This window comes from Acetobacter sp. DsW_54, from assembly GCF_002153575.1.
GTDB lineage: Bacteria > Pseudomonadota > Alphaproteobacteria > Acetobacterales > Acetobacteraceae > Acetobacter > Acetobacter fabarum.
This window is the reverse complement of sequence record NZ_JOPD01000003.1, coordinates 7,501-29,053: the sequence shown is the minus strand read 5'-3', so window position 1 is coordinate 29,053 and position 21,553 is coordinate 7,501. Positions and strand designations below refer to the sequence as shown.

At 58.5% G+C, this 21,553-nt stretch carries 21 protein-coding genes (1 of these 21 cut by a window edge); 10 read left to right on the top strand and 11 right to left on the bottom strand.

All coding sequences use genetic code 11. From position 1 onward, the window contains the following. The first annotated feature begins 1 nt into the window (after position 1). The 5 genes from HK20_RS01915 (at position 2) to HK20_RS01895 (ending at position 5,861) form a co-directional block, all read left to right on the top strand. Positions 2 to 814 (top strand): type III pantothenate kinase, encoded by an 813-nt coding sequence (locus tag HK20_RS01915; protein ID WP_086645420.1) that lies wholly within the window; start codon positions 2 to 4, stop codon positions 812 to 814. A 9-nt stretch (positions 815 to 823) separates the two neighbouring features. Next, on the top strand, positions 824 to 2,467 hold the full coding sequence (locus tag HK20_RS01910; RefSeq protein WP_086645419.1) for a ribonuclease J: 1,644 nt from the start codon (positions 824 to 826) through the stop codon (positions 2,465 to 2,467). Positions 2,468 to 2,609: 142 nt separating this feature from the next. Continuing rightward, positions 2,610 to 3,926: a proline--tRNA ligase gene (gene proS, locus HK20_RS01905; protein ID WP_086645663.1), complete on the top strand. Its 1,317-nt coding sequence runs from the start codon at positions 2,610 to 2,612 to the stop codon at positions 3,924 to 3,926. Between the two features lie 5 nt (positions 3,927 to 3,931). Beyond that, positions 3,932 to 5,182: a lipoprotein-releasing ABC transporter permease subunit gene (locus tag HK20_RS01900; RefSeq protein WP_086645418.1), complete on the top strand. Its 1,251-nt coding sequence runs from the start codon at positions 3,932 to 3,934 to the stop codon at positions 5,180 to 5,182. Next, positions 5,175 to 5,861: an ABC transporter ATP-binding protein gene (locus HK20_RS01895; RefSeq protein ID WP_086645417.1), complete on the top strand. Its 687-nt coding sequence runs from the start codon at positions 5,175 to 5,177 to the stop codon at positions 5,859 to 5,861. Before HK20_RS01900 ends, HK20_RS01895 begins: the two co-directional genes overlap by 8 nt. A 68-nt stretch (positions 5,862 to 5,929) precedes the next feature. Here the strand turns inward: HK20_RS01895 and HK20_RS01890 are convergent, their stop codons facing one another. Next, positions 5,930 to 6,460 carry a glutathione peroxidase gene (locus HK20_RS01890; RefSeq protein WP_086645416.1) on the bottom strand — a complete coding sequence of 177 codons (531 nt, stop codon included), beginning with the start codon at positions 6,458 to 6,460 and terminating at the stop codon, positions 5,930 to 5,932. A gap of 223 nt (positions 6,461 to 6,683) precedes the next feature. Between HK20_RS01890 and HK20_RS01885 the strand changes: the two genes are divergently transcribed. Together HK20_RS01885 and HK20_RS01880 are read left to right on the top strand one after the other, a co-directional pair. Next, the gene (locus HK20_RS01885) at positions 6,684 to 7,466 is read left to right on the top strand and encodes an IclR family transcriptional regulator (protein ID WP_086645662.1); all 783 of its coding nucleotides are present in this window, start codon (positions 6,684 to 6,686) and stop codon (positions 7,464 to 7,466) included. 61 nt (positions 7,467 to 7,527) lie between these two features. After that, positions 7,528 to 8,367, top strand: coding sequence for a DUF3108 domain-containing protein (locus HK20_RS01880; RefSeq protein ID WP_158093023.1), 840 nt, complete (start codon positions 7,528 to 7,530; stop codon positions 8,365 to 8,367). Between the two features lie 57 nt (positions 8,368 to 8,424). Here the strand turns inward: HK20_RS01880 and glmS are convergent, their stop codons facing one another. Together glmS and glmU are read right to left on the bottom strand one after the other, a co-directional pair. Then, the gene (glmS, locus tag HK20_RS01875; RefSeq protein WP_086645414.1) at positions 8,425 to 10,248 is read right to left on the bottom strand and encodes a glutamine--fructose-6-phosphate transaminase (isomerizing); all 1,824 of its coding nucleotides are present in this window, start codon (positions 10,246 to 10,248) and stop codon (positions 8,425 to 8,427) included. Beyond that, the gene (gene glmU, locus HK20_RS01870; protein ID WP_086645413.1) at positions 10,248 to 11,594 is read right to left on the bottom strand and encodes a bifunctional UDP-N-acetylglucosamine diphosphorylase/glucosamine-1-phosphate N-acetyltransferase GlmU; all 1,347 of its coding nucleotides are present in this window, start codon (positions 11,592 to 11,594) and stop codon (positions 10,248 to 10,250) included. Before glmU ends, glmS begins: the two co-directional genes overlap by 1 nt. Positions 11,595 to 11,703: 109 nt before the next feature. Between glmU and HK20_RS01865 the strand changes: the two genes are divergently transcribed. Continuing rightward, the gene (locus HK20_RS01865) at positions 11,704 to 12,402 is read left to right on the top strand and encodes an HAD hydrolase-like protein (RefSeq protein ID WP_086645412.1); all 699 of its coding nucleotides are present in this window, start codon (positions 11,704 to 11,706) and stop codon (positions 12,400 to 12,402) included. 41 nt (positions 12,403 to 12,443) lie between these two features. Here HK20_RS01865 and HK20_RS01860 read toward each other — a convergent pair whose 3' ends face one another. Genes HK20_RS01860 through HK20_RS01840 form a run of 5 tightly spaced genes read right to left on the bottom strand, consistent with a single transcriptional unit; the run spans position 12,444 to position 17,222 of the window. After that, positions 12,444 to 13,232: a nucleotidyltransferase family protein gene (locus HK20_RS01860; RefSeq protein ID WP_086645411.1), complete on the bottom strand. Its 789-nt coding sequence runs from the start codon at positions 13,230 to 13,232 to the stop codon at positions 12,444 to 12,446. Further along, positions 13,229 to 14,011 carry a sterol desaturase family protein gene (locus HK20_RS01855; RefSeq protein WP_086645410.1) on the bottom strand — a complete coding sequence of 261 codons (783 nt, stop codon included), beginning with the start codon at positions 14,009 to 14,011 and terminating at the stop codon, positions 13,229 to 13,231. The genes HK20_RS01860 and HK20_RS01855 overlap by 4 nt, the downstream gene beginning before the upstream one ends. Beyond that, positions 14,008 to 15,108: an LptF/LptG family permease gene (locus HK20_RS01850; RefSeq protein ID WP_086645409.1), complete on the bottom strand. Its 1,101-nt coding sequence runs from the start codon at positions 15,106 to 15,108 to the stop codon at positions 14,008 to 14,010. Before HK20_RS01850 ends, HK20_RS01855 begins: the two co-directional genes overlap by 4 nt. 12 nt (positions 15,109 to 15,120) lie before the next feature. Beyond that, positions 15,121 to 16,317 carry an LptF/LptG family permease gene (locus tag HK20_RS01845; RefSeq protein ID WP_086645408.1) on the bottom strand — a complete coding sequence of 399 codons (1,197 nt, stop codon included), beginning with the start codon at positions 16,315 to 16,317 and terminating at the stop codon, positions 15,121 to 15,123. Continuing rightward, a complete protein-coding gene (locus HK20_RS01840) occupies positions 16,314 to 17,222 on the bottom strand; it encodes a metallophosphoesterase (RefSeq protein ID WP_233129036.1) in 909 nt (302 codons plus the stop codon). Before HK20_RS01840 ends, HK20_RS01845 begins: the two co-directional genes overlap by 4 nt. 131 nt (positions 17,223 to 17,353) lie before the next feature. Between HK20_RS01840 and HK20_RS01835 the strand changes: the two genes are divergently transcribed. Both HK20_RS01835 and HK20_RS01830 read left to right on the top strand, forming a co-directional pair. Further along, positions 17,354 to 18,334, top strand: a complete 981-nt coding sequence (locus HK20_RS01835; protein WP_086645406.1) for a diacylglycerol kinase family protein — start codon at positions 17,354 to 17,356, stop codon at positions 18,332 to 18,334. A gap of 12 nt (positions 18,335 to 18,346) precedes the next feature. Then, complete coding sequence (locus HK20_RS01830) at positions 18,347 to 19,318, top strand: hypothetical protein (RefSeq protein WP_369823001.1); 972 nt, start codon at positions 18,347 to 18,349, stop codon at positions 19,316 to 19,318. 2 nt (positions 19,319 to 19,320) lie between these two features. On the opposite strand, the gene spt is transcribed toward HK20_RS01830, so the two are convergent. The 3 genes from spt to HK20_RS01815 form a co-directional block, all read right to left on the bottom strand. Then, positions 19,321 to 20,535 (bottom strand): serine palmitoyltransferase, encoded by a 1,215-nt coding sequence (gene spt / locus HK20_RS01825; protein WP_086645405.1) that lies wholly within the window; start codon positions 20,533 to 20,535, stop codon positions 19,321 to 19,323. Between the two features lie 6 nt (positions 20,536 to 20,541). Next, complete coding sequence (locus tag HK20_RS01820) at positions 20,542 to 20,793, bottom strand: acyl carrier protein (protein ID WP_025826198.1); 252 nt, start codon at positions 20,791 to 20,793, stop codon at positions 20,542 to 20,544. Between the two features lie 124 nt (positions 20,794 to 20,917). Next, positions 20,918 to 21,553: the 3' end of a fatty acyl-AMP ligase gene (locus tag HK20_RS01815; protein WP_086645404.1), read on the bottom strand. Its footprint extends 1,131 nt past the window's final position; 636 of the gene's 1,767 nt are visible here — the last part of the coding sequence; its start codon lies off the right edge, out of view; it ends in the stop codon at positions 20,918 to 20,920.

The window sequence follows — 21,553 nt, the reverse complement described above, 5'->3', positions numbered from 1 at the left end:
AGTGCTACTTGTCATTGATGCAGGGAATACCAATGTTGTGTTTGCTGTACACGACGGCGAAAAATGGCGTGGTGTATGGCGGATTACCATGCAGCCCCAGCGGACTTCGGATGAATATGGGGTGTGGCTGCAAGCGCTGCTGAAAACGCAGGGTCTGACCTCTGATGATATTGAAGGGGCTGTTATAGGCACGGTGGTGCCTGCGGCCCTTTACCATTTGCGTACTTTATGCCGCCAGTGGTTTGCTGTAGAGCCACTGCTGGCCTCCGCCCGGCTGGACTGGGGGTTTGCCATCAAGATGGATAACCCGGATGAAGTCGGGGTGGACCGTCTGCTCAACGGTCTGGCCGCCCATTACACCTATGGTGGCCCGTTGACGGTTATAGATTTTGGCACAGCCACCACGTTTGATGTGGTGGATCAGGAGGGAAGTTACTGCGGCGGTGTTATTGCGCCCGGCATCAATCTGTCGGTCGAGGCATTGCATCAGGCTGCGGCAAGGCTCCCCCGTATTGGTATTGGTCGCCCCGTAGGGGAGTCCGCTATTGGGCGGAATACAGTTGCAGCCATGCGCTCAGGCGTGTTCTGGGGGTATGTAGGGTTGATCGAGGGGATCGTTGAGAGGATCCGCCGTGAAGTGGGACCTTCCATGAAGGTGCTCGCAACAGGCGGTCTGGCTCCGCTCTTCTCGGAGGGGACAACGGTCTTTGACCATGTGGATTCAATGCTGACCCTTAACGGGTTGCGCTTGCTGGCGGGGCGAAACCCCCTGCCGAAACTGACAGTAGAACGAGATTTTTTGGCTGAAGGATAATCGGATAATATGACTGAACAGAACGGCGATCTGGCCTTTCTGCCCTTGGGCGGAACGGGTGAGATCGGCATGAACCTCAACCTGTATCGTCAGGGCGATACATGGTTGGCGATTGATTGCGGCATTGGCTTTAGCGGGAACGATACCCCCGAAGCAGAAATTCTGGTGCCCGACCCCGCCTTTATTGTCGAGCGGCGGAACCAGTTGGCCGGGCTGGTTATTACCCATGCGCACGAAGACCATATTGGTGCCGTGGCGCATGTGTGGCCCATGCTGCAATGCCCCATTTACGTTACGCCGTTTGCAAGTGCCGTACTGCGCCGCAAGCTGGCCGAAGCCCGCTTGATGGATGTGCCGATCCGCGTGATCATGCCCGGTGCGCGCTTTAATGTGGGCCCGTTTGACATCGAGTTCGTGCCGGTTACGCATTCCGTGCCCGAAGCCCAGTCCATGGTCCTGCGCACTCCGGCAGGGATTGTGGTCCACACAGGTGACTGGAAGTTTGACCCCGAACCGCTGGTTGGCCCCGCAACAGATCTGAACCGCCTTGCCGAAATTGGTGAGGAGGGCGTTCTTGCACTGGTGTGCGACAGCACGAACGTGATGAAGCCCGGCCCTTCGCGCTCCGAGTCCGAAGTGCGCGTGAGCATGACCGAACTGGTGGCAAGCCTTAAGGGGCGCATTGCCGTGACCTGCTTTGCCTCCAACGTGGCGCGGGTGGAAACCATTGCCATGGCCGCACAGGCTGCTGGCCGCACGGTTGTGCTGGTCGGGCGTTCGCTGCGTAACCTGGATACGGCTGCGCGTGAGTGCGGTTACCTGTCCGGTATTCTGCCGTTCCTGAGCGAGCAGGACGTGAACGATGTGCCTGATGACCAGCTGCTCATGATCATCACAGGCAGCCAGGGCGAACCGCGCTCGGCTCTGTCGCGTATTTCCATGGACGTGCATCCCAATATTTCCCTCGGGGAAGGGGATACGGTCATTTATTCCAGCCGCATGATTCCGGGTAATGAGCGGGCGATCATGGCGGTGCAGGATAATCTGGCAAAGCGTGGCGTTAAGGTTATTACCGACCGTGAACACTTTGTGCATGTTTCGGGCCATGCCACGGGTGGTGATGTGCAGAAGATGTACGAACTGCTCAAGCCCCAGCATGTGGTGCCGGTGCACGGCGAATGGCGGCACCTGACCGCACAGGCCGCTCTGGCGCAGGAAATGGGTATTGCTCCCATTCTGCTGGAGGACGGGGATATTCTACGTCTTTCCCCGGGCAAGCTGGAAGTGGTGGATACCGCTCCCACAGGCCGCCTTGCGCTGGACGGCAACCGCCTGCTGCCCATGAATGGTGGCGTGCTGGCAGCTCGCCGCAAAATGCTGTTTAACGGCATTGTCATTGGCAGCTTTGCTGTGGATGACGAAGGCTTTGTTATTGGCGACCCCAAGGTGAGCGCGCCCGGCCTGCTGGACCCGGATGATCTGGAAAGTGTGCGTGTGCGCGAGGAATTCGCCAACGCGCTGGACGTGATCCCCGATGAACTGCGCAACGAGGATGGAGCCTTCCGCGAGGCCGCCAAAACAGCCCTGCGCCGCGCTCTTGGCCGCAAGCTGCAAAAGCGCCCGCTGGTGGATGTGCACGTGCTGCGCGTATAAGGCGTTTTAGATACCGACGAACAAGAAAGCCCGGTCCTGCCGGGTTTTCTTTCGTTCAGGGCTGTTTTACAGCTTGATAACAGATAACACAGGCATGCCTCTCCTTTTGCCGGAGGCACGCCCCATACAAGGCTGAATGCACATGCGTCTTTCGCGCAGCTTTCTTCCCACCCTCAAGGAAAATCCGGCAGAGGCGCAGATCGTCTCTCACAGGCTCATGCTGCGTGCAGGGCTGATCCGCCAGACGGCTTCGGGCATTTATGCCTGGCTGCCAGCCGGGCTTAAGGTGCTGCGCAACATCAGCCAGATTGTGCGTGAAGAGCAGGACCGGGTGGATGCGCAGGAAGTGCTTATGCCTACCTTGCAGTCCGCAGACCTGTGGCGCCGCTCCGGCCGTTACGATGCGTACGGGCCGGAAATGCTGCGTATTCAGGACCGGCACAAGCGCGAACTGCTGTACGGGCCAACCAATGAGGAAATGGTGACAGACCTGTTCGGTCAGTCAGTAAAATCCTACAAGGACCTGCCGCAGGTTCTGTACCACATTCAGTGGAAATTCCGCGATGAAATGCGTCCCCGCTTTGGCGTGATGCGTGGCCGCGAATTTCTGATGAAGGATGCCTACAGCTTTGATGTGGATTACGCATCTGCCGTAGCCACCTACCGGCGCATGATGCTGGCTTACCTGCGCACCTTCCAGCGTCTAGGTGTGCGGGCTGTTCCCATGCGGGCCGATACAGGGCCAATCGGTGGGGAACTGAGCCACGAATTCCTTATTCTCGCCCCAACGGGGGAAAGTGGGGTGTTCTATGATGCCGCACTGGAAGATCAGGACTGGCTGGACGAACCCGTGGACACCAGCAGCCCCGAAGCGCTGGAAGCCTTCTTCAACCGTGTGACCACGCCTTATGCCGCCACGGATGAAATGCATGATACAGCAGCGTGGGACGCAGTGCCCGACGCCCAGAAGCGTGAAGGCCGCGGTGTTGAGGTTGGTCATATTTTCTACTTTGGTACCAAATACACGGAATCCATGGGGGTGAGTGTTAGCGGTGCCGATGGTGCGCAGTTCTTCCCCGAAATGGGATCCTACGGCATTGGGGTCTCCCGCCTTGCCGGGGCTATTATTGAAGCCTGCCACGACGAAAACGGCATTATCTGGCCCGATTCCGTAGCTCCTTTCCGCGCTGCTATTCTGAACCTGAAGTCCGGTGATGCGCTGTGTGATGAAGTATGCGAGCAGATTTACGCAAAAGCGCCAGAAGCATTCCTGTATGATGACCGGTCCGAACGGGCTGGCGTAAAATTTGCCGATGCCGATCTGATGGGTCATCCGTGGCAGATCGTGGTTGGTCCCCGTAGCGCCAAGGAAGGCCGGGTGGAACTCAAGCGCCGCGCCACAGGGGAACGGCAGGAGTTGAGCGTGGATGAAGCGCTGGCTCTGGTTCTGGCGGGCTGAATACCATGTTCGGTCCCTTCGAGCGTGCGGTAGCTGGCCGTTATCTCCGCGCGCGGCGTGGGGAGCGGTTTGTTTCCATCATCGCCATATTTTCTCTGGTTGGTATTGCGCTGGGCGTTGCAACGCTGATCATTGTCATGGCGGTGATGAACGGTTTTCAGGCCGATCTTATGGGCCGTATTCTGGGCCTGAACGGGGACCTGAGCATTTATGGCGCAGGGCGCACCATCTCCCAGTATGAAGATGTGGCGCAGGAAGTCCGTTCTGTTCCCGATGTGCTGAGTGCCACACCCATTATAGAAGGGCAGGTGCTGCTCAGTGCCGGGTCTTACAGTGCTGGTGGTGTGGTGCACGGCATTACGGCACAAGGCCTGCACGACCTTACGGCGGTCAGTTCCTCCCTTGTTGCGGGGTCTCTGGACCAGTTTGGTCAGGGGGATGACTCCATTGTGGTTGGTGTAACCATGGCCGAGCGGGCAGGGCTGTCTATTGGTTCGCGCCTGACGCTGGTTTCGCCCGAAGGGGCGGCCACCGCTTTTGGCACGGTACCGCGTGTGCGCTCATACCGTGTGAGCGCGATTTTTGACGCCGGGGTAAATGACTATAATTCCAGCGTTGTGTTCCTGCCCATGCACGCTGCTCAGGTATATTTCCAGATGCCGGGCAAGGTGACGCAGATTCAGGTCGCCACAAAGGATGCGCAGCATGTGCGCCCGGTTACTATGGCCATTGTCAGGGCTGTGGATGATCCGGGTTTGCGGGTGCTGGACTGGACAACGGCCAATAACGCATTGTTCGGGGCCGTGCAGGTGGAACAGAACGTAATGTTCCTGATCCTGACCCTGATTATTGTTGTGGCGGCGTTCAATGTCATTTCCTCCCTGATCATGATGGTCAAGGACAAAACGGCTGATATTGCCGTGCTGCGCACCATTGGGGCCAGCCGTGGCGCCATTATGCGTATTTTTCTGATGTGTGGAGCATCGGTGGGTGTTACCGGCACGGTGGCGGGGACGGCACTGGGTATTGTGTTCTGCATGAACATCGAGCGCATCAGGCAGCTGCTGCAAAGCCTGACGGGCACAAACCTGTTTAACCCGGAGGTGTATTACCTCGAACACCTGCCAGCCAAGCTGGACTGGGGGCAGGTTGGCGAGGTGATTGGCATGGCGCTCCTGCTTTCGCTTCTGGCAACATTGTATCCAGCCTGGCGCGCAGCCAGAACAGACCCGGTCGAGGCGCTACGTCATGAATGATACTGCGGTGCTCCGCCTTAAGGGCGTTCAAAAAACCTATCGCAGTGGGGAGCATGACGTGCTGCCCATTTTGCAGGGGGCGGGTTTTACCCTCAATGCGGGGGAAATCGTGGCGCTGGTTGCGCCATCGGGCACGGGTAAGTCCACGCTTTTGCATCTGGCAGGTCTGCTGGATACGCCAGATGCGGGGGACATTATTATTCGTGGTCAATCGACCAGCACCATGGCCGATGCCGGGCGGACAGCCCTGCGGCGGGATGAAATCGGGTTTGTGTACCAATTCCATCACCTGCTGGGGGAGTTTACAGCGCGGGAAAATGTGGTTCTGCCGCAAATGATCGCGGGTGTGCCCAAGCGGGTAGCCCGGAAGGAAGCTGAGCGCCTGCTGGAGATGTTTGGCCTTGCCCACAGGGTAGACCATCTGCCGGGCAAGCTTTCTGGTGGGGAGCAGCAGCGTGTGGCTATTGCGCGCGCGCTGGCTAATGCCCCCTCCCTGCTGCTGGCGGATGAACCTACTGGCAACCTGGACGTGCATACGGCAGACGCGGTGTTTACCGAACTGCTGGAAGCCGTGCGCAAGCGCGGTCTGGCCGCACTGGTTGCAACCCATAATGAGGAACTTCTGCCGCGCATGGACCGGGTTGTAACCCTGCGCGATGGCAAGCTTGTTACGCGTTAGAAGGCATACAGCATAAGGCGGCATTCCTCGCACTAGGGGGAATGCCGCTTTTTTTATGTTTGCTGGGGTTATCCCGCGGGTAGCAAAGCCCGTTCGACCGCATTGCGCACGCGGGCGGAGGTGGGTGGCGTTATGGAGGAAAACCATGCAACAGGCTGGCCGTTACGCCCGATCAGGTATTTGAAGAAATTCCACCTGGGGCGTGCCAGAAAGCCCAGCTCTGCATCCAGCCATTTAAACAGCGGTATGGCGTTCTGGCCTTTGACAACACTGCGGGCTGCCATGGGGAAAGCAACGCCGTAGTTTTTCTGGCAGAATGTTGCGATGTCTTCCGATGTGCCGGGTTCCTGCTGACCAAAGTCATTGCTGGGAACGCCAATAACCACCAGCCCGGCTTTGTGGAACTGTGTCCATAAAGCCTGCAATCCCTCGTATTGTGGGGTAAACCCACATTTGGAGGCGGTGTTCACGATCAGGATGGGTTGGCCCCTGTAGGCACTCAGATCAATGCTGCTGCCATCGAGTGCGGGTAGGGTAAAATCGTAAATGCTTGTTGCCAAGGTGCTGCCCTTTTGCTGCTTTTGTGGCAGGTAAGGCATCCTGTGTAGCGCACCACAAGAGAAGGAGCGAGATGTTATGCTGTCTGCAAGTAGTGGGTGGAAGCCTGCTGCCCTGTTCCGGGTTCTTGTGCCAGACTTCCACCACATCTTGTGCGCGGCAAGATCGTGTTCTGCTTTTTGTTGTTCATTATGTTGAACTCGATCCCGTATGTGGAATATGAAGATATGAGCCTCTCCTGTCAACATGGAAAATAAGAATAACATGTCCAAATCGCAGGATACGGTTCCCGCTCTACGCAGGGCCGTTCGTATACTTGATATGGTCAAGGATGCCGCCAAACCGCCTTTGGCGGCAGATGTAGCCCGTCAGCTCGATTTACCGCGCAGCACGGCCCACGGTCTGCTGGCGGTTATGCAGGAGCTGGGTCTGCTGGAAAAAACAGTCACGCAGGGGTACCGGCTGGGAACACGTCTGCTTGATTGGGCAGGCGACGTTACGGAAAAGCGGGATCTGGTGAGTGAGTTCTACCACGTGCTGGAGACTCGCACGGATCTGGAGGCCTTTACCGTTACCCTCACCATGCTGGAGGGGGCGGAGGTTGTGTATGTGGCCTGCCGTAACAGTGCGACCGTGCTGGGGGCGTCCTTCAGGGTAGGGATGCGCCTGCCTGCCATATTTACGGCCACAGGCAATGCCATGCTGGCGGGTATGGATGATGCCTCCTTCCGGGAATGGCTGGCCCTGCACCCTGTTACAACCTGGCCCCAGCCCCTGACGCCTAATGGCATATGCTCGGTTACAACGCTGGTGCGCGAAATTGCCGAAATCAAGGATCGTGGATATGCGGTGGATGACGAGCAGGTGCATGACGGGCTGTGGTGCTTTGGCGCGGCTGTCAAAGACCATTCAGGGCGTGCACTGGCCGGAATCGGGATCAGCCTGCCGCAGGCGGAGCTGGGGCGGTACAGTGTTGCGCGTCTGGGGGGTGTTGCGTCCCGTCTGGCAGAGGCGGTTTCCTTCCGGCTTGGTTATCGCGCAGGATAAGGCTTTGCCTGCGGGCGGAATGGAACAGAACATGCGTCTTGCTGCTATGCGGGCTGGAATAATGAACCGGAAAAACACATGCCGCCGCCATATGCGAGGCATTGCCATGGGCCTGCTCCTTGGCTTGCTGCCGTTGGCCTTTTGCCCTGCTGTGCAGCAGGCCCGTGCGGAAGGGGGGCTCATGCAGACCTCTGCGCGGTATCTGATCAATGTGCATGGCCTGCATGTGTTAACAGCCAATGTCGGGTACAGGCTGGGGATCAATGCCTATAGCGGCATTGCGCAGGTTCAGACCGCAGGTTTTTTTGGTCTGTTCGTACAGACCGATATGCGTATGCAGGGCTCTGGTCAGTTTTTGGCCAGCGGGCAGCCTGAACCCGCGCAGTATGACAGCGCAGGCACCTATAATCATGAGCAGAGCCACCTGCACATGACGTATCAGGCTGGTGTGCCGCAGATTACGGTGCAGGAGCCCCCCATAGGCACCCGGGAAAAGGTAACCCCCGAAGAACGGGCAGGCGCGCAGGATATTGTTGCCCTGCTGGTTGGGTTGGTGCACCAGATGCAAACCCATAATCGTTGTGATGAAGCCCCCCAGAAGCTTTTTGATGGCCTGCGCCTGAGCGTGCTGAGCCTGCGCAATACGGGGGTGGAGCGCCCACCCTCCAGCGCATCCCATGCGTGGGGGAGCGAGTCCGTGACCTGCAATTTTGTTTTGCAGCAGGTTAAGGGATTTACGGCCAACGGGCAGTTCAGCAAACTCAGGCAGCCGCAGATCGGCCGGGTCTGGTTTGAGAATATTCCCAACATAGGTATGTCGGTTGTCAGGCTGGAAGTGGAGCACCCCAAAATGGGGCACGTTGTCATGCGGCTGGACGAAACACCCAAGCAAACGCCCTGAACCGCAAAAGCAAGAGCTGGCTCCCTGATAATAAAGGAGCCAGCTTTTGAGGTGTGGTTATTCCACCGTTACCGATTTTGCCAGATTACGCGGCTGGTCAACATCCGTGCCCTTGAGCACGGCAACCTCGTACGCGAGCATCTGCACCGGAATGGTTTGCAGGATCGGTGCGACAAAGTCATGCACACGCGGGAGCACCACAATCTGCTCGGCAATGGCGGAAACGCGGTCTGCTCCCTGTGTGTCGGTAAAGACCAGCAGGCGGCCGCCACGGGCTTTTGCTTCCTGCAGGTTGGACAGGGTTTTGTCGAACAGTGGTGTGGAGGGCACGCTGGCAACAATGGGTACGGTGCGGTCAATCAGGGAAATGGGGCCGTGCTTCATTTCCCCCGCCGCATAGGCTTCGGCATGGATGTAGGAAATTTCTTTCAGCTTGAGCGCGCCTTCCATGGCTACGGGGAACATGCTGCCCCGGCCGAGGTAGAGGACGTCTCGCGCTTCGGCCACAATGGCCGCCATTTGCCGAATGGCATTCCCCTGGTTGAACACTTCCGCCGCACGGCTTGGCAGGTCCATGAGTGCGGCGACCAGCTCTTCTTCCCCCATGGGGTCTAGCGTGCCGCGGGCACGGGCGGTTGCAATGGTCAGGCAGGCTAGTACGGTCAGCTGCGCGGTAAAGGCTTTAGTGGAGGCGACCGAAATTTCGGGGCCTGCCACGGTTCCCAGCATCACATCGCTCTCACGCGCCATGGTGCTGTGTTCCACATTAAGAACAGAGAGAATGTGGATGGCTTTTTCACGCAGGCTGCGCAGGGCTGCCAGTGTATCTGCCGTCTCCCCGGACTGGGAGATCAGCAGGCCAAGGGAGCCTGCGCTCAGCGGCGGATCGCGGTAGCGCATCTCGCTCGCCACATCAATATCCACCGGCAGGCGGGCAATTTCTTCCAGCCAGTAGCGGCCAACCATTCCGGCGTAAAAAGCCGAGCCACAGGCGGTTATGACCGCACGGGGCACGGTGGCAAGGTCAAACGGCAGGTCTGGCAGCACAACCTTGCGCGTTGCCGGGTCGATCATGCGCTGGAGGGTCTGCCCGATAACCAGCGGGTGTTCGTGCAGTTCCTTTTCCATGTAATGGCGGTAGCCATCCTTGCCGATGGAGCCTGCGGTCAGGGCGGTAATCTGCACCGGACGCTCAAGGGGCGTGCCATCAAAGGTCATGAACTCGGCCCCCTGCGGGGTGATCACCACGCAGTCGCCATTTTCCATATAGGTGATGCGGCGGGTCAGGGGAGCCAGTGCGAGGGAATCCGAACCAAGGAACAGTTCATCATCCCCCAAACCCACGGCGAGTGGTGCGTTGTTGCACGCCCCGATCATGAGCCCTTCATGGCCTGCAAAAATCATGGCAACGGCGTATGCGCCATCCAGACGTTTGAGCGCTTTAAGGGCTGCCTCCTTGGGGGGCAGTCCCTGTTGCAGGTGGTAGTCCACCAGCAGGGCAATGGTTTCGCTGTCGGTTTCGGTTTCAAACACCTGCCCGGCAGCTTCAAGCTCCTGGCGCAGGGTTTCAAAGTTTTCAATAATGCCGTTATGCACAATGGCCACGCGGGCTGTACCATGTGGGTGTGCATTGCAGGTGGTGGGGGCACCGTGGGTGGCCCAGCGGGTGTGGCCAATGCCGGTTTTGCCCGCAAGGGGTTCCTGCTCCAGCAGTTTGGCCAGATTATCCAGCTTGCCAGCCGCCCGGCGGCGCTCTACGCGCCCATCTACCAGAGTGGCAATGCCTGCGGAATCATACCCACGGTACTCCAGCCTGCGCAGGCCTTCGAGCACAATGGGGGTTGCATGGCGTAACCCGACAACGCCGCATATTCCGCACATCAGCCGTTTTCCTTTTTTGCCTTCAGGGCATCTTTGAACAGTTTGCCGCGTTCCGGTTTGGTGGTCTGGCGCGCACGCCCCAGAGCCAGTGCATCCTGCGGCACATTGTTTGTAATGGTACTGCCTGCTGCGATTAGGGCGTTATCACCGATCTCGACAGGGGCAACCAGTACGGAGTTGGAGCCGACAAAGGTATTTTTGCCGATGGATGTGGTGTGTTTGAACACCCCATCATAGTTGCACACAATGGTCCCGGCCCCAATGTTGGAGTGCGCGCCAACCTGTGCATTTCCTATATAGGACAGATGGTTGACTTTAACACCCGCACCCAGCTCGGCACTTTTGAGTTCAACAAAATTGCCAACCCGCGCGCTGGCACCAATTGTGGTTTCTGGCCGCAGGCGGGCATATGGGCCAATCACTGCGCCAGAATGTACCTCGCACCCTTCAAGGTAGCTGAAGGCGCGAATAACAGCACCTTCATGCACAACAACGCCGGGGCCAAAGACAACATTGGGCTCAACCAGCACATCGGCGGCCAGTTGGGTGTCTGTTGCCAAAAAGACTGTCTCGGGGGCAACCAGCGTTACCCCGTTGTCCATGGCGTTCTGGCGGAGGCGCTTTTGCAGGGCGGCTTCGGCCTGAGCCAACTCGCTGCGGGAGTTCACACCACGTAGTTCATCCTCTGCGGCCTCAACCGCACGGACCTGCGCATGCTCGGCCACAGCCAGGTCCACCACATCGGTCAGGTAGAACTCACCTTTGGCGTTGTCATTACCCACGGCTTCCAGCCAGCGGCGGAAGTCTGCTGCATCGGCACAGAGAACACCTGCGTTGCACAGGTCTATGGCGCGTTCCTCGGGGGTTGCATCCGACCATTCCACAATGCGTTCCACATTGCCGGCGTGGGTCACCACACGGCCGTAGCGGGCTGGGTCTGCCGGGCGCATGGCCAGCAGGGCCAGACCCACATCGGGTTTACGCCGCTCATCCAGCAGGGCGGTCAAGGTCTGGGCAGAAATAAGCGGGTTATCTGCATACAGGACTGCCACATCGCCATCACCAAACCACTGTGCTGCCTGCAGGGCTGCATGGGCCGTGCCAAGCCGCTCGTGCTGGATGACCACGGGGTAAGGGGCAGCAACTTCCGCCACATCTGCCATTTCCGGCCCGATGACCACAACCAGACGATCAAAGACCTCGGCTGCGTTGCGTAGCAGGTGGGCCAGCATGGGGCCGCCCGCAAGGTGCTGCAGGGCTTTGGGGCGGGAGGATTTCATGCGGGTGCCTAGCCCTGCGGCCAGAAGAACCGCTGTGGCAGGACGGAATGCGGGATCAGACGTCATAAATGATGCGGTAAGCCAAGCTCCGGCGTGTGTCAAACGTCTCGCTTATGGAAAAACTCCATGCCAATATCATAAAAGTTTTCTAATATTTACGAGGCGGAGGAACGGAATGTCTGCTTTGCGTCTGGCCGTGTTCGATATGGACGGCACTTTGCTGGATTCCTTGCCGGATCTGGCGGAATGCTGCCGCGAAATTCTGGCCCAATGTGGCTTGCCATTGCTGTCCGACACACAGGTGCGCGGCATGATCGGCAATGGCGTGCAGGCACTGGTGGAGCGGGCCCTGCACGCCAGCGTGGAGCAAAAAGCAAAAGAAAGCGGGACCGCTCCAGCCATACCATTTTCCACGGAGGAGGCGGTCAGCCGTTTTATGGCGGCTTATACACCCCGTGCCACCCGGTTGTCCCGCCTGTTCCCCGGTACGGAGGAGGCTTTGCACCGCCTGCGGGCGCAAGGGTGGCTGCTTGCCGTCTGCACGAACAAGCCGGAAAAAGCGGCACGCCGTATTCTTGCGGATTTTGAGCTGACCTCCGTTTTCGCTGCCGTGGGCGGGGGGGATAGCTTTGCTGCCCGTAAGCCGGATGCGCGGCACCTGCTGGGCACAATTGCGCAGGCCGGAGCGAGTGCGGCAAGCAGTGTGATGGTGGGGGATATGCCGCCGGATTATCTGGCGGCCGAAGGGGCGGATTGCCCCTTTGTATTTGCAGGCTGGGGGTACGGTGCACCCGAACTGGCCAGCAGGGCCAAGGCTTCTGCCCCCTGCATGCAGGACATTCCGGCCCTGCTGGAACAGCTTATGCCAGCCTGAAGGTACGAGCCGGGGCTGTTCCAGCACCCGGCCGGGTTGGGTTAATGCCCGTATTGCGCCTTTAACACCGGTGCAAGTTGCTGGGCGAGAAGGATGTCGGATTCCTTGTCCACATCCACCGCCGCGCGCCCATCTGATAGGGGAACCAGCTCGGCCTGTGCGCTGGTAAGGGCATAAATGCGGGCATACAGGGCCTGTGTGGATAGCCGCCCGGTTACTGCGCGAAGCAGAACGCCCAAGCCCAGAGTCCATGCGACCCGCAGCGGGTGTTTGCGGTTTTTTTCCACACTGCGCCACAGATCGGCTACCCGGGCCGAAACAGAGGTTTTGAAGTAAAACAGATTGCAGCCGGAAAAAACCATGTCCGTCAGGCGGATATAGGTGCGCTTGGTCTGGGGGACACTTTGCTGGATGCTGCTCTGGGTGGCAACGCCAACGGCAATATCGGTTTTATCGGCAGCAGTGCGGAGCAGTTCCTCCACCCATTCAGGCTGGAGCAGGGCATTGTCTGCTGTGGTCACCAGCAGCGGGGTGCCAAAATGTGCAAGACTGTCCAGCACGCTGGCACTTGGCCCTTCGGGGCGGGATGCCACAACCTGCACATCGTCTGGCAAAATCCCGGCCAGAATAGCCGGGTCTTCCAGACAGACGACAATACGGGTAACGGCGGGTACGGCCTGTAGGGCGTGAACCACCCGCACAACCATTGGAACCCCATCAATGGGCAGAAGTGCCTTGTGTGAGACACCACCTGCAACCGCAACGGGGTCCGGCTTGCCGGGGCGTGTTCCGGCAAGCACCAGAGCGGTAATGGCGGGAGCCGTGCTCATGCCGCGCGTTTCTGGTCCGGGCGTGCACCATCGGGCCGGTCGCGCGGGGGAGCGCCGGTCAGTTCCATAACCCAAGGGTAGCGCGAGGCCTGTTCAATATCATACCCCAGATTGAACACGGTCGGGCTGCGCGGGCGTGCTTTGGCATCCACGTAGTAGGAGCCCAGAACCCGGTCCACCACAAAGCTGGTAATGCCAAAATTACCATCTTCGTCATGAAAGTGGTGCAGCACGTGGCGGGCTTTCATGCGCTGGATCCATGCTGAACGGGGTTTGTAGTTCAGATGCTGGATGCAGTGGAAAAACTCGTAAATGCAGGTAATGGCAATGCCTGTGCCCAAAGCCGCGGCGGCCGTGGCAACGCCACCGATCAGGTAGCCAATGGGCAGGGTGATTACGGCAATGGTGGGCAGGGTTGTAACCGGCGCGCCAAACAGAACATCCAGCAGGTGCGGGTCCTGATGGTGGTCAAAATGGATGCGCTTCCACAGCCCGGCGGTCCATTTGTTTTTATAAAGCAGGTGCCCGTGCAGAACGTAGCGGTGCAGCATGTACCACACTATGGGGTAGACAAACACCACGGCCAGTATGGCGCTGAGTGTTTTGGGCCAGCCTGCAAAAAAATGGGCAGAGACAAACGCACTGGCAAGGGCAAGGGCAAAGTACAGCAGAATGGTTGGATACGTCAGATAGGCGATCCACAGCTGCCGGAGATCCATTTTACCCAGGTCAAAACTGCGACCAGTCTTGAGGGAGGGGTTGTTCAGAGTTCCGCTCATCGTGTTTCGTTCCTCAGGAGCACAGTCAGTGCCCCCAATGTAAAGATGATCAACGTGGGAACTGTTGCAACCGGAGGCGGGAGCAGACCGGCATTACCCATAGCCCGCAGCAGTCCCTGTACAACAATAAACAGCAGCCCAGCGCCCAGACACCATACTGGCAACCAACTGCGTGTCCCCGTTCGTGGAGGGATATAGATTACTGGCATTGCGATCAACAGCAGAACCAGCAGAGACGCCGGACGAAGGAACCGCTCGATCAGCCCCGCCCGGAGGAAACCCGGGCTTGAATCCGAGGCAAGCTGCCCGCGTAGCATGCCAATAATGGTTGCGGTGGACAGCGGCGCATTACCCGAAGACAGGCGAATAAAATCCCGCGGCGCCAGAGTCGTGTGCCATGGCATGTCGGCCTGATGCTCCAGACGGTCCACCTTCTGGTCCCTGAGGTCCACGTCCAGCCCTTCCACGTTGTAAAGGGTCCAGCCGTGTGCGCCGGTGTAATGGGCCGTTTGTGCGTGCAGGGTTTTGTTCAGCATCCGGTTGGCATCGCGCATGTACACGTCAACCGTGCCCAGTATGTTGCCGCCATCGGCCACGTGGCCAATATGGGTCAGGCTGGAGCCTTCATGAAACCAGAAGGAATGCCCATCCTCGGGGGTGGGGTCGGTGCGATTCCACCATGCGGCCAGAGCCTGCTCGGAACGGGGGGTTACCTGATCATCCAGCACAATGCCTGCCAGCCCGATCAGTAACGTTGCGGGCACCAGATATTTGTATAACCCGAGCGTGGAGAGCCCCGCTGCACGAAGAATGGCTATTTCGCTGGCAAGGGTCATTTGCGTCAGCATAAGCAGCGCGCCAATGAGCGTGCTGAGCGGGAGCGCGCCAGACAGCAGGAAGGGCAGGCGCATGCAGGCGTAATTGAAAATCCCCAGAATACCCAGATGCCGCTGCAGAATGGGGGTTGTCTGCTCCAGCAGTGCCAGAATTTCCAGCAGGCTGACCAGCACGCAACTGCAGAACACCACGCGAAAAAGCAGTGCCCCGGACAGATAGCGCAGCAGAACATAACGCGGGTTGGGTGAAGGCTTGCTCATATGCGGTTTTCTTTATGCCTGCCGGGTTCTGGCTGGCTGCGCCCAGCGGGCACGCCAGAGGAGGAATGTGCCCGAGCGGTAAAGGAGCAACGCCACGCACAGAACGATAAACACAAGTGCTGGTGCCCATATGACCAGTACAGAGAGCTGCCGGGTTGCAACCATGCTGTGCCCGAACTGCAGGATATGGTCGAAACCGATCATGAGGATAAAGGCAATGGGCAGGCCCGCATTATTGCGCTGGCGCTTGCGGGCCATGGCCAGTGCGGTTGCAAGGAGCGGAATAAAGGGAATGGTCAGGCTGCGGGCAAGGCGGAAATGCAGTTCCGACCACATATGCGGCCGCGAGATACTGCCGTCCTGGCGAACAATCTTGCTGATCAGTTCGGGGGATGTGAGCTCGCGCTCATCGTCCCCACGTTCGCGGAAGGGCGTGGTCTGGGAGGCATGGGTCAGGTAGCGGGTGGAGTGCTGGAATGTTGTCAGGCTGGGAGGTTTGTCACCCGAGTCCGAGACAATGATGCCATCCTCCAGATCCAGTTGCACGGTGCTGCCATCCGAGGCGATGCGGATGTGGCCCTTGCGGGCGGTAATGTTCCGTTCCTGATGGTCTGACGTATCGTGAATAAAGACGTTTTTCAGCTCAGACCCACTTTGGGTCACGTCCTCGGCAACAAGTGTGAGGTCGGAGGAGGGGCGGGCAAACATGCGTGGTTGCAGGCGCGGGGACCAGCCGGTGTGGCTGGCAAAATAGAACGCGGCCCGGAAGTCATACCGTGCATGGGGCTGGATAAACCCGTAAAGCAGGAAGGAAATAACACCCAGCACTAGCCCCAGATGGATATAGGGCCGCGTGATTCGCAAAAGGGAGAGGCCGCTGCTGTTGGCGGCGTCAATTTCCTCATTCTGGCTCATGCGGCGCATGACGGCAAAAACCGACACGCAAAGAGCGGCCGGTATGGCCAGCCCCAGATAATGGGGGAGCAGGGTGGTCAGCAGTTCAACAAACGTGCGTAGATTGTTGTTGCCTTCCGCCAGCAGGTTAAACAGAACCAGTAAACGCTCGAGCAGAAGCGCCGTCATGACCACGGCCAGAGCAATGGTAAATGGCGGAATAACCTGATTGATCAGGTAACGATCAAGCGTTGTGGGCCGGAACCGCTGGAAAAAGCGGCGGATGGCGGGCGCGTTCAGCATGAAAAATGTCATACTGCGGTTTTTGGTAAATGGCGATGCCGTGAGTAAACTCTGCCTGCCTCACTGTCGTGCATAAAACCATCCGTACCAAGTGCCCTGCGTTGCACGGTAATATCCCATGTGGCGGGCTGGGCGGTAATGGTTATTTGGTTCCAGCCAGCGGCTTTCTGGGGGCTGCTGGCAATATGGGATGCAGACGTTGTGCCAAGTACAGGAATGGAGGTGCCCGGAATGGTGCAGGTCGTGGCGCGGTGGGAGTGCCCGTGTAGCACCAGTTCTGCGCCTTCGCGGCGCAGGATGCCCTGTAGCATGTTCTGGTCCGTCAGGCCCTTGCGGTTCTGGACCAGATGGGCGACCGGCGGGTGATGGAGCAGCACAACGCGGCATAACCCGGACTCGCCGAGTGTTCTGAGTGTCTTGCCCAAAAGCTCCAGTTGCTGGTCCCCCGTTCTGCCTGTTGCCATGAAGGGGAGGGAGGGCACTGCCGTATTCACCCCGATCAGGGCGACATGGTTCTGAACAAGAACGGAGGGAGCCTTGCTGTTCTCCCCCATATGGAGCCACGGTGCCCACAGGGCGCGTTTTTCCTGATTTTTTTCCCGCACCAGAGCCTCATGGTTGCCCGGCACAAGCAGCGTGGGGGGGAGGTTCTGCTCCTTTAGCCAGCGTTCCGCCGCACGGAATTCGGACAGGAGGCCAAGATTGGTCATATCCCCTGTAATGGCGACCAGCGTGGGGTGTGCCTGCTCAATGTCCTGCATGACCTGCAACAGGGGGGCCGGAGCATGCAGGTGCCTGCGGCGGTAAAACCAGCTCAACAGGCTTAATACGCGTTTAAAACGCCATTCCTGCCAGGTGGGCAGGCCAGCCAGAGGCAGGTGCGGATCGGAAAAATGGGCAAGAAGAACGCTGGCCAAGAAAATTAGGTCTCCAGTCGGGGGCGTTGCCAGCGTACAGTATGTGACAAGCGCGCTCTGGCTCTTTATACCACTGAGCCGAGCCGGGGCAAAAGCACCGACCTGTAACTTGTGCATTATAGAGTACGTGAGTGCCCGATCATCTAGCCCTTATTTATAATCCGTTCAGCCGTAAAAACCTGAAGAACGGCCCGGACTATCTCCAGAGTATCCAGGCGTTGCCCAATGTCCTGTTTTACGCACCAGATACACACGCCGCATTGCAGGGTGTTGTGGAGGATCTGCGTACGCGCAGCCTCTCCTGCATTGTGGTGGATGGCGGGGATGGTACGGTTGGCAAGGTGCTGAGCGTTCTGCATGCCTCTGGCTGGCCGCCGGAGGAGTGGCCACCTGTTGCGGTTATTCCATCGGGCAATACCAACCTGATTGCAGCGGATGTGGGGTACGGCAAACGCGGGGCGGAGGCGTTGCGTTGCCTGCAAACCGAACTACGGTCCGGGCAGGCCATGCGTAAGGTCAAGCAGCGCCATCCGCTGGTTGTGCTGCGCACGGGGTACGAGGGGGCTGCGGTCCTCGGCTTTTTTGGGGGTATGGGGGCTTTTGGCAGGGGCATAAGCATTGCCCACCAGCCTGCGGTGCTCAAACGTTATGCGCACGACATGGCGGTTATAGCGACTTTTGTCATGACAGTTATGCAGCTTTTGCTTCCTCGCCAGCGGGATGGTTGGCTGGCAGGGGCCGCAGCCCGGCTGACATACGATGGCAAAGCCAGTAGCGTGAACAACCATTTTATGGTGCTTTGCACGGCGTTGAACACCCTGCCCTATGGTATCTGGCCGTTCTGGCGTGCCGGTGGTGCGCCGTGCAATGGCATGCATTATCTGGACGTGGCGGCATATCCGCCTTCTCTCATGCGGGCTGTGTGGACCTTGCTGCGTGGCAAGGCTCCGGAGTGGCTACGCCGCTCCTCTGCTTACCAGAGTGGTGCCGTGCAAACTCTTCAGATGCAGACAAACGAAAGTTTTGTGCTGGATGGCGAGATTCTGGAGCCGGGCGACAAGACGGATTTTACCATTCAGGCAGGCCCCCCCGTTTCCTTCCTTTATGCGTAATGGCTGACACACATGGCTAATACCGAGCAGACAACCCGCAGGCAGGCCGTTGGCCAGATCACACATATGCTGGCGCAGGAACTGGCTCTTCCCGTTGCTCCGGAAGTGACCCGGTTTGTGGAGCAGATGCTGGGTCATGTGCGACCTCTGGGCGTTCTGTTTTATGGCTCGGGGCTGCGTGCTGGTATTGATGAAGACACGCTGCTCGATTTCTACATTATTGTCAGCCGGCAGTCAGACTGGCCGCGCTCTGCTCTAGCCTGCATAGCCAATGCGGTGTTGCCACCCAATGTGGAGTATCAGGAACTCAGGGTGGCAGGCCGTGCCATGCGCGCCAAAATTGCCATTCTTACCCTGGCACAACTGCATGAGTTGACCGGATTTTCCACGTTGAATACCACGGTCTGGGCGCGGTTCTCCCAGCCTGTCAGGCTGGTCTGGAGTAATAACGCACAGGCTGCGCAGGCCATTACCCACTGCATTGTGCGCGCCAATGTAACGGCAGCAAAATGGGCGGCCCTTCTTGGTCCGCTCAAGGCTCCATACAGAGCATTCTGGGATGCTCTGTATGCCAGTACCTACAAAGCAGAATTACGTGTTGAAAACGGGCAGCGGAGCAGCAGTCTGGTTGATGCCAATCTGGCGCGGTATGAGCATAGTCTGCTCCCGTGCTGGCAGGCTGCTGGCATTCCGTTTGAAGCGGAGGGAGGGGAGGTTTTGCCCTTGCTCACTGCTGAACAGAAAAACAAGGCCCAGCGCCAATGGCGGCTCAGGGCGCGGTTGGGGCGTCCGCTGAATATCCTGCGCCTGATCAAGGCGGTTTATACATTTAAAGGAAGTGCCCGCTATGCCGCGTGGAAAGTCCGGCGGCATAGCGGAATAGACATTCCCCTTAGCCCATTTGCGGAAAAACATCCGCTACTGGCTGCTCCGCCAGTGCTGTGGAAGCTCTGGCGGCAAGGGGCCTTCAGGCAGGGCGCGTAATGTTACGCGGCTTCTGGCTGGAGCGGTACACCACACTCTACGGCAGCCTGACCAAAAATGGCAAGGGCCTGGTCAATCTGTGCCGCTGTATGCGTTGCCATAACGGAGCAGCGCAGCAGCGGGCGTGAATCCGGCGTTGCCGGAGGCAGGCTGAGATTAACGTAAACCCCAAGCTCAAGCAGCCGGTTCCACATGGGAATGGCCTGCTCAACCGTTTCCAGTGTTACGGCAATAACCGGGCTGACCCGCTTGCTGGCGTTAAGGCCAAGCTTAGTAAAGCCCGCATGCAGCTGGGCGGCATTGTCCATAAGCTGGCGGCGTAGCTCTGGCTGGGCAATCATGTCCTCAAGGGCTGCCCCTGTTGCTGCAATCACTTCCGGGGGGAGCGAGGCAGTAAACATGTAAGGGCGGCAGTTCAGGCGCACGAGTTCCAGCTCAGGGTGGTCAGACACACAGTAGCCGCCAACCGTGCCCAGACTTTTGGAAAAAGTGCCAACAATAAAGTCAACATCTGCTTCCACGCCTTCGGCTTCGGCCGCACCGCGCCCATGCTCGCCCAGCACACCAAAGGAGTGGGCTTCGTCCACCATAAGGTATGCACCGGTTTCACGCTTGACGGCAGCAAACTCGGCCATGGGGGCCACGTTGCCGGTCATGGAGTAAATACCCTCCACAACAATCAGCTTGGCACTGTTGGGCGCATCCAGCCGCTTGAGGCGCTTGTACAGATCGTCCGGGCTGTTATGGCGGAAGCGGATAACCTGCGCTGCACTCAGGCGGCTGCCATCATAGATACTGGCGTGGCTGTCGGCATCCAGAATCAGATAATCATCTTTTCCGGCCAGAGCGGAGATCATGCCAAGGTTGGCCTGATACCCGGTGGAGAACACCATGGCGTCCCGCCGTTTGAAAAAGTCGGCTATCTTGCGTTCCAGGTGGCGATGGAGCGACTGTGTTCCATTGGCAATGCGGGAGCCGGTTGTGCCAACACCGCAGGTTTCTGCCGCTGCCTGCGCGGCCTTGATGGCGCGCTCGGACTGGCTGAGACCCAGATAGTTGTTGGTGCCAAAGAGCAGGGTTTCACGCCCCTCTATAATCCCAACAGTAGAGGAAACCGGCTTTTCAATGACAACGGCAAACGGATTGCGCCCGCCAGCCGCGACAACAGAGCCCAGAGCGCCCGCAAGGCCCTCGAATTTGGAAAACAGTGACGTCATCCACGCTTACCCTTTGTTCTTCAGGTCAACAATGCAGGCGGCCAGATCATTGATCGTGCGAATATCCGCCAGTTTGTCGAGCGGAACAGAGACGTCCAGACTATCTTCCACTTCCATGACAAAGTTCATGACTGCGAGAGAGTCAAATGCCAGATCTTCCATGATCTTGCAGTTGCCGTCGATGTCGCGCGGGACTTTGGGATTGGCAAGAAGCTTTTGGATGATCAGCGCGGAAACGCTTTCAACGGTTTCGCTCATGTCGGGTCCTTCATCCTTTATGGCATTTATATCAAGCCGAGCTTCCGCCCGCTGTGGCCGCCTTATGAGAGAAAAAACCAGATTTGACTAGCCTCTCACTCACAGGCGACTTTTCTCCCGTGCTTCAGGCGACTTCGGGCTGCTGGGCAAAAGCGCCGTTCACATACATTGTGCGGGCTTTGGCGCGGGTCAGCTTGCCAGAAGAGGTCTGCGGCAGCGTATGAGGGGGAACCAGCACAACCATAACATCAACCCCATGCAGCCTGCGGAACAGGCTCGCCGTTTCGGCGCGCAGGGCTTCACGGGCTTCGGGGTTGGTGGTGCGGCACTGGATCAGCGCCACGATTTCTTCATGGTTGTCTTTTTCAAGGGAAAAAACAGCCACGTCGCGGCTACGCAGGGTGGGAATGTGGGTTTCTGCCGACCATTCCAGATCCTGCGGCCAGATGTTGCGGCCGTTGATGATAATCAGGTCCTTGGCGCGCCCTGTGACCACAACCTGACCGTTGAGCATGTAACCCAGATCACCCGTGTTCAGCCACTTATCCTGATCCAGCACCTGCGAGGTTTCTTCCGGCATGCGGAAGTAGCCGGACATAAGGCTCGGACCACGGACGTAAATGGTGCCAACCTCACGGTCCTTCAGCACAACGCCGTCGGGGTTGCGAACTTCCATGGCATGCTTGGGCAGCACCTTGCCGCATACAACAAAGGTGCGCGATGGTGTGCTGGAATTTGCCGGAGCCTGCGCAATTCCTTT